Annotated in this window: 10 protein-coding genes and 1 tRNA gene; 3 read left to right on the top strand and 8 right to left on the bottom strand. The window is 70.8% G+C overall.

Annotated features, from left to right (window positions below; translation table 11 throughout):
• Positions 1-17: 17 nt before the first annotated feature.
• Positions 18-917, bottom strand: coding sequence for a Bax inhibitor-1/YccA family protein (locus BU197_RS09315; protein WP_188267772.1), 900 nt, complete (start codon positions 915-917; stop codon positions 18-20).
• Between the two features lie 269 nt (positions 918-1,186).
• Between BU197_RS09315 and BU197_RS09310 the strand changes: the two genes are divergently transcribed.
• A complete protein-coding gene (locus BU197_RS09310; protein ID WP_188267771.1) occupies positions 1,187-1,816 on the top strand; it encodes a hypothetical protein in 630 nt (209 codons plus the stop codon).
• A gap of 81 nt (positions 1,817-1,897) precedes the next feature.
• Here BU197_RS09310 and BU197_RS09305 read toward each other — a convergent pair.
• Positions 1,898-1,981 (bottom strand) — tRNA-Leu (locus tag BU197_RS09305).
• A gap of 386 nt (positions 1,982-2,367) precedes the next feature.
• Between BU197_RS09305 and BU197_RS09300 the strand changes: the two genes are divergently transcribed.
• Together BU197_RS09300 and BU197_RS09295 are read left to right on the top strand one after the other, a co-directional pair.
• Positions 2,368-3,138, top strand: coding sequence for an ABC transporter ATP-binding protein (locus BU197_RS09300; protein ID WP_188267770.1), 771 nt, complete (start codon positions 2,368-2,370; stop codon positions 3,136-3,138).
• A gap of 177 nt (positions 3,139-3,315) precedes the next feature.
• Positions 3,316-5,847: an ABC transporter permease gene (locus BU197_RS09295; protein ID WP_188267769.1), complete on the top strand. Its 2,532-nt coding sequence runs from the start codon at positions 3,316-3,318 to the stop codon at positions 5,845-5,847.
• 103 nt (positions 5,848-5,950) lie between these two features.
• Here the strand turns inward: BU197_RS09295 and BU197_RS09290 are convergent, their stop codons facing one another.
• The 6 genes from BU197_RS09290 to eno all read right to left on the bottom strand — a co-directional run bounded on the left by BU197_RS09290 (position 5,951) and on the right by eno (position 12,595).
• A complete protein-coding gene (locus BU197_RS09290; RefSeq protein WP_188267768.1) occupies positions 5,951-7,252 on the bottom strand; it encodes an SAM-dependent methyltransferase in 1,302 nt (433 codons plus the stop codon).
• Positions 7,253-7,461: 209 nt separating this feature from the next.
• Positions 7,462-8,838 (bottom strand): NAD(P)/FAD-dependent oxidoreductase, encoded by a 1,377-nt coding sequence (locus BU197_RS09285; protein ID WP_188267767.1) that lies wholly within the window; start codon positions 8,836-8,838, stop codon positions 7,462-7,464.
• Between the two features lie 369 nt (positions 8,839-9,207).
• Positions 9,208-10,122: a Ppx/GppA phosphatase family protein gene (locus BU197_RS09280; RefSeq protein WP_188267766.1), complete on the bottom strand. Its 915-nt coding sequence runs from the start codon at positions 10,120-10,122 to the stop codon at positions 9,208-9,210.
• Positions 10,119-10,658 (bottom strand): DUF501 domain-containing protein, encoded by a 540-nt coding sequence (locus tag BU197_RS09275; protein WP_188267765.1) that lies wholly within the window; start codon positions 10,656-10,658, stop codon positions 10,119-10,121. Before BU197_RS09275 ends, BU197_RS09280 begins: the two co-directional genes overlap by 4 nt.
• Before the next feature lie 39 nt (positions 10,659-10,697).
• On the bottom strand, positions 10,698-11,168 hold the full coding sequence (locus BU197_RS09270) for an FtsB family cell division protein (RefSeq protein ID WP_188267764.1): 471 nt from the start codon (positions 11,166-11,168) through the stop codon (positions 10,698-10,700).
• Between the two features lie 140 nt (positions 11,169-11,308).
• The gene (gene eno / locus BU197_RS09265) at positions 11,309-12,595 is read right to left on the bottom strand and encodes a phosphopyruvate hydratase (protein ID WP_188267763.1); all 1,287 of its coding nucleotides are present in this window, start codon (positions 12,593-12,595) and stop codon (positions 11,309-11,311) included.
• Between the last annotated feature and the right edge of the window lie 320 nt (positions 12,596-12,915).

Below are 12,915 nucleotides of genomic sequence, written 5' to 3'. Positions count from 1 at the left end.
CCGTTTCAGGGGGTGCGTCAGTCGTCGCCCTGGAGGATCGACAGGAGACGCAGCATCTCCAGGTAGATCCAGACCAGGGTCATGGTGAGGCCGAACGCGGCCAGCCAGGCCTCCTCGCGCGGCGCGCCGTAGGCCACGCCGTCCTCGACCTGCTTGAAGTCGAGGGCGAGGAAGCAGGCGCCCAGGATGACGCCGACGACGCCGAACAGGATGCCGAGGCCACCGCTGCGGAAGCCGAGGCCGTCGCCGCCGCCGAAGACGGAGAACAGCAGGTTGGCCACCATGAGCAGCATGAAGCCCATCGCGGCGGCCATCACGAAGCCGTAGAAGCGCCGGTTGACCCGGATCCAGCCCAGCTTGTACGCGATCAGGACACCGGCGAAGACCGCCATGGTGCCCAGGACCGCCTGGGTGACCACGGCGCCGCCGATGTGCGCCGAGACGGCGGCCGAGATGACGCCGAGGAAGACGCCCTCGAAGGCCGCGTAGCCGATGATCAGCGCCGGGGACGGCTTGCGCTTGAAGGACTGCACGAGCGACAGCACGAGCGCGACCAGGGCGGCGCCGATGCCGATGCCGTACGACTTGCCCAGGTTGGCCGCGTCGACCGGCAGCAGCGTCCAGGCGAGGACGGCGGTGAGCACGACCGTGCCGAGCGTCATGGCCGTACGGCTCACGACGTCGTCGATCGTCATCACGTTGGCGCGGACCGGCTGCGGCGCACCGAGCGTGTCCTGCGGGGCGTACGGGTTCGTCGCGTACGGGTTCGTCGAACCCTCGGCGTACGGGGTACCGGTGGCGTACGGGTTGGTTCCGACGGCGGGGCCCCCGGCCTGCGGCTGCTGCGCGTTGAAGCCCGCGTAGCCGGCGTCGCGGCTGAACCCCCGTCGCGAGAAGACCGGGTTGCTGCTCCTCATCTCACTCCTCCATGGCGGACCGCACGGCGCGGCCTTGCGTCAAGAGTAATGGGTAGGCAAAAGAAACTCCCTAGTGCTCGGGGAGGATCTTTTTCCGCGAGTTCCGCACGATTCCGATCATCGTCAGCCGTCGGAGGGTGCCCTCCACCAGGCTCGTTCCGGCAGCGACCGTCCTGACGGCACCGGCGGGACCGGCCGCGCCGACAGCGGCGATCGCACCCGGCCCCGACAACGGCGATCGCGGACCGCACCGACCGGATGGAGAACCGATGACACCCACGCCCGACGAGACCTGGGACCTGCGCGGCGGCACCGCCCGTGTCTTCACCGCCGGCGCCTTCACCGCCCGGGAGGGCCTCATCCGGCCGGTGCTGCTCGCCGGGGACCCCGGCACGAAGGCCGAGGACCTGACGGCCGCCGCCGATCACCCCGCGTACTCGCTCCTGGCCGCGCTGCGTGGCCGCGGCCACGATCTGGTCCTGATCGCCCTGGAGGACCCCGACGCCTCGCTCCCCGGCAACGGGGCGGTGGTCCAGCGGGCCCTCCAGCGGACGCTCGCCAAGCGGCAGGGCACCCGCCCGCTGGCCGTCGGCGGCACCCTGGGCGGCGCGCTCGCCGCCCGCTACACGCTGACGAGCATGGAGTACCAGCGGATCGACCACCGCACGGAGGTCTTCCTCTCCCACAACGCCGCCGCCCCCGCCTTCGAGGACGAGGCCGACCTGGCCCGCCTGGGAACGATGCCGCGCATGCCCCGCAATCTGCGCCTGACCGACGGCCCCGTCTCCGACGGCCTGACCGACACCGACTTCGACGAGACGAGGACCGCACCCCCGACCGCGCCGGGCCCCCTGCTCCCCGAGAGCCACGGGTCCTGGCTGCTGGGGCGGCTGCCGTAGAACCGCGGGCCGGTCGCCGCGGGACCGGTCGTCAGGGGGCCGGTGGGCCGGTCGCGCGGTAGTGCCGTAGAAGACGAACCGTGGTGCCCGGAACCGGACTCGAACCGGTACGGCCAAAGGCCAGCGAGGTTTAAGCTCGCCGTGTCTGCGTTCCACCATCCGGGCGTCGCGAAGCTCCGCGTTGGCACTGGAGCCTATCGGGGGAGCGTCCCTCGTTCAGCGGAACATCTTCTCGATGTTGTCTTATTTTATTGACGTCTGAGGGTGCGTCAGTGCAGGTGGGGGCCCCTTCACCGGACCGTGGTCGAGGGCACAGGCGCAAAGCCGCACCCCCCGGAATGACGAAAAGTCGCCGCACGTGTGTCACCTCGGCCGAAGCTCGCCATCGGCCCTCCTCCCGGGGCCGCCGTCATACCTCAGGAGGAGACTCCGAAGCCCCGGTCAGACTCCAGAGGGCCCCGGGAACGGGCACAGGGACGGACGATCCGAACGGGGACGTCCGACACGATGAAGGGGTTCCCAAGAAGACCCCGCAGTGACAGGAGTCCCCCGTGACCACCAGCCCCACCGTGTCCCGTGCCACCGCGGTGGCCGCCCGTGCCACGGACCTCTCCAAGGTCTACGGCCACGGCGAAACCCAGGTGGTCGCGCTCGACCACGTCAGCGTGGACTTCCGGCAGGGCGAGTTCACCGCGATCATGGGGCCCTCCGGCTCCGGCAAGTCCACGCTCATGCACTGCGTCGCGGGCCTCGACTCCTTCTCCTCCGGTTCGGTCCGGATCGGCGACACCGAGCTGTCCACCCTCAAGGACAAGCAGCTCACCCAGCTCCGCCGGGACAAGATCGGCTTCATCTTCCAGGCGTTCAACCTGCTGCCCACCCTGACCGCCCTGGAGAACATCACGCTGCCGATGGACATCGCCGGCCGCAAGCCCGACAAGCAGTGGGTCCAGCAGGTCATCGACATGCTCGGGCTCTCCGGCCGGCTCAGCCACCGCCCCACCGAACTCTCCGGCGGCCAGCAGCAGCGCGTGGCCGTGGCCCGCGCCCTCGCCTCCCGCCCCGAGATCATCTTCGGCGACGAGCCCACCGGAAACCTGGACTCCCGCTCGGGCGCCGAGGTCCTCGGCTTCCTGCGCAACTCGGTCCGCGAGCTGGGCCAGACCGTCGTCATGGTCACCCACGACCCGGCGGCCGCCTCCTACGCCGACCGCGTGATCTTCCTCGCCGACGGCCGGATCGTCGACGAGATGCCGAACCCGACGGCGGACGGCGTACTCGACCGCATGAAGGCCTTCGACGCCAAGGGCCGCACCAGCTGACCCCCGGCGCCCGCCCGCGCCGGAGCCGCCACGCCTCCTGACCCTCCGGCGCCCGGTCCCGGCCCGCCACGGCCGCCGCCGAGCGCGGCGCCTGCCCGCCCGGGGTCCGCCCACCCGCCGACCCCGGCGCCCGCCCGTCTCCGATTCGCCGCCCCACCCTCCCTCCAGGACACACCCATGTTCCGTACCGCCCTGCGCAATGTGCTCGCGCACAAGGCGAGACTGCTGATGACCGTTCTCGCCGTGATGCTCGGCGTGGCCTTCGTCTCCGGCACGCTCGTCTTCACCGACACCCTCTCCCAGGCCTTCCGCAACCAGTCCGCGAAGAGCTACGACGACGTCGCCGTCTCCGTCTCGCTGTACCCGGACCCGGAGGAGGCCCGGAAGAACCCCGGTCTCTCCCAGCGGACCGTGGACGAGGTCGCCGGACTCGGCGGGGTCGCCTCCGTCGCGCCCCGCGTCGACGGCTTCGCGGGCGTGCCCGACAAGAACGGGAAGCTGATCGGCGTCGGCTGGTCCAACAAGGGGACCAACTTCGCCCCCGACAAGGACGGCAAGGACCGCGCGTACGCCTTCACCAAGGGAACGGGCCCGGTCGAGGCCGGGCAGGTCGCGCTCGACGAGGAGACCGCCGCCAAGGGCGGCTACGAGGTCGGCGCTCCCGTCCGCGTCGCCACCAACGGCCCCGTGAAGGAGTACACCCTCTCCGGTGTCTTCACCACCGAGGACGGCGCCGTCAAGGCGGGCGGCAGCCTGGTCCTCTTCGACACCCCGGTCGCCCAGCGGCTCTATCTGAAGCCGGGCTTCTACCGGGACATGACCGTCACCGCCGCCCCCGGCGCCGACTCCGACAAGCTGCTCGCCGAGGTCGTGAAGGTCCTCCCGAAGTCGGCCACCGCACAGACCGGCAAGGCCCTCGCCGACCAGCAGGCCAAGGACATCGAGAGCGGCATGAGCGCGCTCAACCAGATCCTGCTGGGCGCCGCGGGCATCGCGCTCTTCGTCGGGATCTTCCTGATCTCCAACACCTTCACCATGCTGGTCGCCCAGCGCACCAAGGAACTGGCCCTGATGCGCGCGGTCGGCGCCTCGCGCAAGCAGATCACCCGCTCCGTCCTCGCCGAGGCCGCTCTGGTCGGCCTGGTCGCCTCGGCCGTCGGCTACGTCCTCGGCATCGGTCTGGCCGTGGGGCTCCGCTCGGCCATGAGCGCCTTCGAGATGAAGATCCCGGACGGCGATCTGGTCCTCGGCGCCACCCCGCTCGTCAGCGCCTTCGCCGTCGGCGTCCTCATCACCGTGCTCGCCGCCTGGCTGCCCGGCCGCCGCGCCTCGAAGATCCCGCCGGTCGCCGCCATGAGCAGCGTCCACGCCTCCGCCAGCACCAAGTCGCTCGTCGTACGGAACTCGATCGGCGCCTTCCTCACCGCCGTCGGCGCGGTCCTCATCGTGCTCGGCGCGGGCCAGGGCGGCAGCGGCGGACGCATGTTCATCGCGGGCGGCGCGTTCCTCACCCTCATCGGGGTGATCGTGCTGATCCCGTTCCTGTCCCGGCCCGTGATCGCGCTGATCCGCCCGCTCTTCGTACGGCTCTTCGGGGTCTCCGGCAAGCTCGCCGGGCTCAACGCGGTCCGCAACCCGCGCCGCACCGGCGCCACCGCCTCCGCGCTCGCCATCGGCCTGACCCTGGTCACCGGCCTCTCGGTGCTCGGCGCCACGGTCGGCTCGGCCCTCGACAAGGCGACGACCGACCAGATCAAGGCCGACTACATGGTCACCATGGCCAGCGGCGACAACCTGAGCGGGGAGGCCCTGACCGCCCTGGAGAAGACCCCCGGCGTCACCGCCGTCTCCCCCCTCCAGTGGGGTTCCCTCCAGCTGAAGGGCTCGTACGTCTCCGGCACCGGTGTCACCCCCGGCGCCATCGGGAAGGTCCTCAAGCTGGACGTCACGGAGGGCTCGCTCGCCTCCCTCGGCGGGAACACGATCGCCGTCGACACCAAGACCGCCGACAAGCTCGGCCTGAAGGCGGGCTCCCCCGTCCCGGCCGAGTTCACCGACAAGCGCAAGGGCGCCCTGACCGTCGGCGCGGTCTACGCGAACAACGACTTCGTCTCCTCGGTCCTGGCCGACCACGAGCTGATCACCGCGCACGAGACGGAGCGGGAGATCCGTCAGATCTTCGTCTCGATGTCCGGCGGCGCGAGCCCCGCCCACGAGCAGGCCCTGGCGAAGGCCATGGGCGACAACCCGGCGATCACGGTGATGGACCACAAGGACATCCGTGACAGCTTCGGCGGCCCGATCAACATGATGCTCAACGTCATGTACGGACTGCTCGGCATGGCCCTGGTCATCGCCGTCCTCGGCGTCGTCAACACCCTCGCGATGTCCGTCTTCGAGCGGCAGCAGGAGATCGGCATGCTGCGGGCGATCGGTCTCGACCGGCGCCGGGTGAAGCGGATGGTCCGCCTGGAGGCCGTCGTCATCTCGGTCTTCGGCGCCATCGTCGGCATCGCCCTCGGCACCTTCCTCGGCTGGGCCGTCGGCGAGACGATCAAGAGCAGCCTGCCGGGGTACAGCCTGGTGCTGCCCTGGGACCGGCTCGGGCTCTTCCTGGTCCTGGCCGCCCTGGTCGGCGTCCTCGCCTCGCTGTGGCCGGCCCGCAGCGCGGCCCGGCTGAACATGCTCTCCGCCATCAAGGCCGAGTAGCCGACGGCGTACGCGCACCCGGCGCGGGCACATGCGAAGGGCCGGTCTCCCGGGAGGGGGGACCGGCCCTTCGTCCTGTCGCGCACGGCACGGAGGCCGGGTGTCAGACCGTCGTCTCGTTCCAGACGCGCGGGCGCAGCGCCGTGCCGCTCCTTCCCGACTCCGGGGTCTTCACGGCGAGGAACTGGTTGACACCGATCCGGTTGCGTTCGAAGGAGACGGCGGAGGCGGCCATGTAGAGCCGCCAGATTCTCGCGCGGCCGGGTGAGACGAGCCGGACCGCCCTGTCCCACTCGCGCTCCAGATTGGCCACCCAGCGGCGCAGGGTGAGCGCGTAGTGCTCGCGGATCGCCTCGACGTCCCGCACCTCGAAGCCCGCGTCCTCCAGGGTCGTCAGGGTCCGTCCCATCGGGGAGAGTTCGCCGTCGGGGAAGACGTACGCGTCGATGAAGGCGTCGATCTCGTACGCCTCCTCGTCGGGCTCGGGGCGCCGGGAGATCTGGTGGTTCAGGACCCGCCCGCCGGGCTTGAGGAGCCCGTACAGGACATCGGCGTACTCCCGGTACTTCACGGCGCCCACGTGCTCGGCCATGCCGATGGAGGAGATCGCGTCGTACGGGCCGTCGGCGACGTCCCGGTAGTCCTGGACGCGGATCTCGATCCGGTCGGTGAGACCCTCGTCGGCGATCCGCTTGCGGGCGTACGCGGCCTGCTCGCGGGAGAGGGTGACGCCGACGACCCGGGCGCCGTACTCGCGGGCCGCGTGGATGGCCATGGAGCCCCAGCCGCAGCCCACGTCGAGGAGCCGGTCGCCCTCCTTGAGGTTCAGCTTGCGGGCGACCAGGTCGAGCTTGTCGCGCTGGGCCTCCTCCAGGGTGCCGTCCGGGGACCAGTAGGCGCAGGAGTAGACCATCGAGGGGCCGAGGACCAGCTCGTAGAAGTCGTTGCCCACGTCGTAGTGGTGACTGATCGCCTGCTTGTCGCGGCGCCGGGTGTGGCTGCCCCCGCTGCGGCCCCGCACCTCCTCGGCGGGCGGCGGTGGCGGCGGCAGCGGTCCCGCGAGCCGGAGCAGGCTCCCTATGGCGGCGCGGACGCGGGGGTCGCGGGCCGCGTCGAGCAGGCCGCGGCCTTCGCCGGAGCGCTCCCAGAGCACCCCGGAGAGCCGGTCGAGGAGTTCGTAGAGATCGCCCTCGACGTCGATCTCACCGGCCACCCAGGCACGGGCCAGGCCCAGTTCCCCCGGCTTCCAGACCAGCCGCCGCAGGGCGCGGCGGTCGCGGACGATCAGGACGGGGCCTTCCTTCGGCCCGGACTCGCTGCCGTCCCAGGCGCGCAGTCGTACCGGGAGCGGTCCTCCCGCCAGCTCCTCGGCAAGGGTCGTCAGCCGCGACGCGGCGTCGGCCATGGTGCACACCTCCGTGATCGAGAGCCCCAGAAATGTTCGTCACCAGGAGAACACTCCGCGTGGCGCGGGCACTCCCGCCGCAGCGCAACGAGTCGGCAAAACACGCGAAGGGCCGTCCGCACCACGGATGGCGGACGGCCCTTGCGGGGGTGTCACGGTACTGCGCCGGGCTGGGGACCCTCAGGGGTCCCCGGCCCGGTGCCTCGGCCTCAGGCCTTGGCCTTCTCCTGCGCCGGGGCGGCCGGCGCGGGGGCGGGCTTGGCCGCCTCGTAGAACTCCTCGCGCGGCGTCTCCATGGCGCCGAGCGAGACGACCTCGCGCTTGAGGAACATGCCGAGGGTCCAGTCCGCGAAGATGCGGATCTTGCGGTTCCAGGTCGGCATCGCCATGCCGTGGTAGCCGCGGTGCATGTACCAGGCGAGACGGCCCTTGAGCTTGATCTTCACCTTGCCCATGACGATCATGGCGACGCCCTTGTGCAGACCGAGTCCGGCCACCGCGCCCTTGTTGGCGTGGCTGTACGGCTTCTGCGGGAAGCCGCGCATGCCCGAGACCACGTTGTCGCCGAGGACCTTGGCCTGACGCAGGGCGTGCTGGGCGTTCGGCGGGCACCAGGCGTTCGGGTTGCCCGCACGGCGGCCGACCATGTCCGGGACCTGGGCGTTGTCGCCCGCGGCCCAGGCGTAGTCCAGGCCGTTGATCTGGAGCTTCTCGGTGGTGTCCACGTGGCCGCGGGGGCCGAGCGGCAGACCGAAGCGGGAGAGCGCCGGGTTCGGCTTGACGCCGGCGGTCCACACGATGGTGTTGGCGTCGACCTCAAGGCCGTTCTTCAGGACGACGTGACCGTCGACGCAGGAGTCCATGGAGGTTTCGAGGTAGATCTCGATGCCCCGGCTCTCCAGGTGCTCCTTGCCGTACTGGCCGAGCTTCGGGCCCACCTCGGGAAGGATCTTGTCGGCCGCGTCGACCAGGACGAAGCGCATGTCCTCGCGCGACACGTTCTGGTAGTACTTCGCGGCGTCGCGGGCCATGTCCTCGACCTCGCCGATGGTCTCCGCGCCGGCGAAGCCGCCGCCCACGAAGACGAAGGTCAGCGCCTTGCGGCGGACCTCCTCGTCGGTGGTCGAGTCGGCCTTGTCGAGCTGTTCGAGGACGTGGTTGCGCAGGCCGATGGCCTCCTCGATGCCCTTCATGCCGATGCCCTGCTCGGCGAGACCGGGGATCGGGAAGGTGCGGGAGACCGCGCCCATCGCGATGATCAGGTAGTCGAAGGGCAGCTCGTAGGCCTCGCCGACGAGCGGCGCGACCGTGGCGACCTTGCGGTCCTGGTCGATGGTGGTGACCCGGCCGGTGAGCACCTCGGCTCCGCGCACGACGCGTCGCAGCGGGACGACGACGTGGCGCGGCGAGATGCTGCCGGCGGCGGCTTCGGGGAGGAAGGGCTGGTAGGTCATGTACGACCGCGGGTCGACGACCGTGACGGTCGCCTCCGCGTAGCGCATCTTCTTGAGGATGCGCCGAGCTGCGTACAGGCCTACGTACCCGCCGCCTACTACGAGGATCCTGGGACGCTCCGTGGTGCTCATGGCATCGAGTATCCACCCCCTCCTGGGGGGTGGTTCGTGCGCCCCTTCACAAGGACCTTAACCACCTCTGCTACACTCCGCCGCCCACGTGATCCATGTCATGGTGGTGCAAAGGAACCGGAGTGCGGGGGCGAACGTTTGCCACCCCTTGTGAACTGGCCCGGAGGGGCCCCGTGGAGGTCGAAACAGGGGCCCCGTTCACGCAATGGAAACTTCGAGCGAATCGGCCTTCACGCCTGCGAAAGGCCCCCGAGACGCCCCTCAAAGGGCCTAATGGCCCTCTCTGGGCGCCAACAGGACCCTTTTCCTTGTGAAGAACTTCACGAACTTTCCCGACGGGATGTCGCCGGACGCCACGATAGGTGCCCGCTATGCCACGGATAGGGCGATCCCATCGAGGATGTCGTGCTCGCTGACGACGACCTCGTGGGCTCCGACCCGCTCGACGATCTCCCGCAGGACGAGCGCTCCGGCGATGATCACGTCCACCCGCCCGGGGTGGATCACCGGGATCCCGGCCCGCTCGGCGTGGGTGGAGACCAGCAGCCGGTCGGTGACCTCGGCGACCTGCGCGGCGGAGAGCCGCGCGTGGTGGATCTTCGTGGAGTCGTACTCCGGGAGTCCGAGGGCGATCGCGGCGACCGTGGTGACCGAACCGGCCAGACCGACGAGGGTCCCGGCGGTCCCGATCGGCACGGTCTCGGCGGCCAGGTCGAGGGCGGCGCGGACGTCGGCGCGGATCGCGGCGACCTCCTCGGCGGTCGGCGGGTCGTGCCGGACGTGCCGCTCGGTGAGCCGGACGCAGCCGATGTCGACGGAGCGGGCCGCCTCGACCTCGCGGTCCCCGGTGACGAACTCGGTGGAGCCGCCGCCGATGTCCACGACCAGGTACTTCTCGGCGGCGGGCAGCTCGCCGGTGGCCCCGGTGAAGGAGAACGCGGCCTCCTGGTCGCCGGAGATGACCTCGGGCTCGACGCCCAGGATCGCCTTGACCCCGTCGACGAACTCGTCCCGGTTCTCGGCGTCGCGGGAGGCGGAGGTGGCGACGAAGCGCAGCTTCTCGGCGCCCAGCTCCTCGATGACCTCGGCGTAGGCGCGGCAGGCGGCGAAGGTGCGCTCCAGGGCCTCGGGGGCGAGCCGCCCGGTCTGGTCGACGCCCTGCCCGAGCCGGACGATGGTCATCCGCCGGTCCAGCTCGGTCAGCTCGCCCGTCTCCGGGTCCACGTCGGCAACGAGCAGCCGGATGGAGTTGGTGCCGCAGTCGATTCCGGCGACCCGGGTCATTCCGCCGCCTTCGTCTCGTCGGCGCACGGGGTGACGCAGGGGCCCTTGGCCCACCACTCGGGGAGCATCGCGAGGGCCTCGTCGCCGAACGGGTTGACCCCGGGGCCCGCGACCAGCGCGTGGCCGACGAGGACGTGCAGGCACTTGACGCGGTCGGGCATGCCACCGGCGCTGGGGAAGCCTTCGAGGACCTCGATGGCGTCCCGGCGCGCGAGGTAGTCCTCGTGCGCGGCGCGGTAGGCGTCGGCGAGCTCCGGGTCGGTGGCGAGCCTGGCCTGCATCTCCTTCATGACCCCGTTGGCCTCCAGGGTCCCGATGGCCGAGGCCGCCCGGGGGCAGGTCAGGTAGTACGTGGTGGGGAAGGGGGTGCCGTCCGGGAGCCGGGGGGCGGTCTCGACGACATCGGGGTTGCCGCACGGGCAGCGGTGCGCGATGGCGCGCAGTCCGCGGGGCGGGCGGCCGAGCTGGAGCTCGAAGGCGGCGACGTCCGCGTCGGTGGGCTCGGTGCGTTCGGTCTGCGGAGGGGGCGTTTCCATGTCTGCCTTGCTCGTGTGTCGCGTATGAGGGTCTACGGCTCAGGGGCGGTCGGCGCGGTCGACGCCGTCCCAGAGGTTGTCGTACCAGGGGCGGTCGGCCGCGCCCTGGTCGGCACGGGGCCGCTGCCCGGCGCCGGGGTCGTTCACGGTGAAGCCGGTCTCGCCGGGCATCAGGTAGTGGAGGTGCTCGCGGGCGAGGCGGCGGACGTAGGCCGGGTCCTGGAGGCGGGCCTTCTCGTCCCTGAGTTCCTCGACCCGCCGGGCCGCGTCGGCCGTCTTGCGCTGCTGGTCGGCGATCTCGCCCTGCTGGGAGACGTAGCTCCGCATGGGGTAGGCGAGGGCCACCACGAGGGAGCAGACGACGAGCGCGAGGAAGGCCGCGCGGCCGGTGAGCCGGGAGCGGTGGGCCTGGCGGCGGGTCTGCGAGCGGTAGACACGGGCCGCCGTCTGCTCCCCGAGCAGCTTGATCCGGGTCGCGGTCGAGAACCGGTCCCGGTCCTTCACGGCCATGTCGTGTCGCCTCCCCTGTTCACGCGGACGTCCCCGCCCACGGTACGGGACCGAGTGCGGGGACGCTTCGCTTCGCGGCGCCCTGCCGCCGGTTCGATTTCACCGGCGGCGGGGCGGGGGGCCTGCGGACGGACCGTCGGTCAGCCCTTGAAGCGCGGGAAGGCGCTGCGGCCGGCGTAGACGGCGGCGTCGTCGAGGATCTCCTCGATGCGCAGCAGCTGGTTGTACTTGGCGACGCGGTCCGAGCGGGCCGGGGCGCCGGTCTTGATCTGACCGCAGTTCACCGCGACGGCGAGGTCGGCGATGGTGACGTCCTCGGTCTCGCCGGAGCGGTGGGACATCATGCACTTGAAGCCGTTGCGCTGGGCCAGCTCGACGGCGTCGAGGGTCTCGGTCAGCGAGCCGATCTGGTTGACCTTGACCAGGAGGGCGTTGGCGGTGCCCTCCTCGATGCCGCGGGCGAGGCGCTCGGGGTTGGTGACGAAGAGGTCGTCGCCGACGATCTGGACCTTGCTGCCCAGCTTGTCGGTGAGGACCTTCCAGCCCGCCCAGTCGTCCTCGTACAGCGGGTCCTCGATGGAGACCATCGGGTACGCGGAGACCAGCTCCTCGTAGTACTCGGTCATCTCGGCGGCCGAGCGGGTCTTGCCCTCGAACTCGTAGACGCCGTCCTTGTAGAACTCGGACGCGGCGACGTCGAGCGCGAGCGCGACATCGGTGCCCGGGGCGTAGCCGGCCTCCTTGATGGCCTCGATGATGAGGTCGAGGGCGGCGCGGTTCGACTCCAGGTTGGGGGCGAAGCCGCCCTCGTCGCCGAGACCGGTGGAGAGGCCCTTGCGCTTCAGGACGCCCTTGAGGGTGTGGTAGATCTCCGCACCCCAGCGAAGGGCCTCGGAGAAGGACTCCGCGCCGATCGGGGCGATCATGAACTCCTGGATGTCCACGTTGGAGTCGGCGTGCGACCCACCGTTGAGGATGTTCATCATCGGAACGGGCAGCAGGTGCGCGTTCGGGCCGCCCAGGTAGCGGAAGAGGGGGAGGTCGCTGGCCTCGGAGGCGGCGTGCGCGACGGCGAGGGAGACGCCGAGGATGGCGTTGGCGCCGAGCGAGCCCTTGTTCTCGGTCGCGTCCAGGTCGAACATGGCCTGGTCGATCAGCCGCTGCTCGGTGGCGTCGTAGCCGACCAGCTCCGGGCCGATCTGCTCGATGACGGCGAGGACGGCCTTCTCGACGCCCTTGCCCAGGTAGCGGTTGGGGTCACCGTCGCGAAGCTCGATGGCCTCGAACGCACCGGTGGAGGCGCCGGACGGAACAGCAGCACGGCCGGTGCTGCCGTCGTCGAGGCCGACCTCGACCTCGACCGTGGGGTTGCCTCGGGAGTCCAGGATTTCCCGGGCTACGACGACGTCGATGGACGGCACGAGCATCTCCTTCTGGGATGTGACGCTGGATGTGACGCAAGGTCGGGCGGGGTCGCTTGGCCTTGCGACAAGAGCCTAACCGGCTCGGAGGCTCCGGTCGGCCGGGCGCCCGCCCCCTGGGACGAAAAAGGACCCAAGGGCATGCATCCCGGGACGAATGACCCGAGGTCTACTGGCAGGTAATCGGAAAGTCGCCCGAAAACGGTCCCTGGAACGGGGCAACACGCGGACCGTCGCACTCGGATGGCTCCCGGAGGGCGGCCCCCTGCGGACCGGGCGCACGCGAACGGTCCCCGGACGCCCGATGCCCGGTTACCCGATACCCG

It is taken from the genome of Streptomyces sp. CBMA291 (genome assembly GCF_014596525.1).
Lineage (GTDB): Bacteria > Actinomycetota > Actinomycetes > Streptomycetales > Streptomycetaceae > Streptomyces.
The sequence above is the reverse complement of the archived record's forward strand: the minus strand, read 5'-3'. Positions and strand labels throughout refer to the sequence as shown.

Coding starts and splice junctions, on each gene's coding strand:
- BU197_RS09315 (WP_188267772.1), bottom strand. CDS start 917: ATGAGGAGCAGCAACCCGGTCTTCTCGCGACGGGGGTTCAGCCGCGAC.
- BU197_RS09310 (WP_188267771.1), top strand. CDS start 1,187: ATGACACCCACGCCCGACGAGACCTGGGACCTGCGCGGCGGCACCGCC.
- BU197_RS09295 (WP_188267769.1), top strand. CDS start 3,316: ATGTTCCGTACCGCCCTGCGCAATGTGCTCGCGCACAAGGCGAGACTG.
- BU197_RS09290 (WP_188267768.1), bottom strand. CDS start 7,252: ATGGCCGACGCCGCGTCGCGGCTGACGACCCTTGCCGAGGAGCTGGCG.
- BU197_RS09285 (WP_188267767.1), bottom strand. CDS start 8,838: ATGAGCACCACGGAGCGTCCCAGGATCCTCGTAGTAGGCGGCGGGTAC.
- BU197_RS09280 (WP_188267766.1), bottom strand. CDS start 10,122: ATGACCCGGGTCGCCGGAATCGACTGCGGCACCAACTCCATCCGGCTG.
- BU197_RS09275 (WP_188267765.1), bottom strand. CDS start 10,658: ATGGAAACGCCCCCTCCGCAGACCGAACGCACCGAGCCCACCGACGCG.
- BU197_RS09270 (WP_188267764.1), bottom strand. CDS start 11,168: ATGGCCGTGAAGGACCGGGACCGGTTCTCGACCGCGACCCGGATCAAG.
- eno (WP_188267763.1), bottom strand. CDS start 12,595: ATGCTCGTGCCGTCCATCGACGTCGTCGTAGCCCGGGAAATCCTGGAC.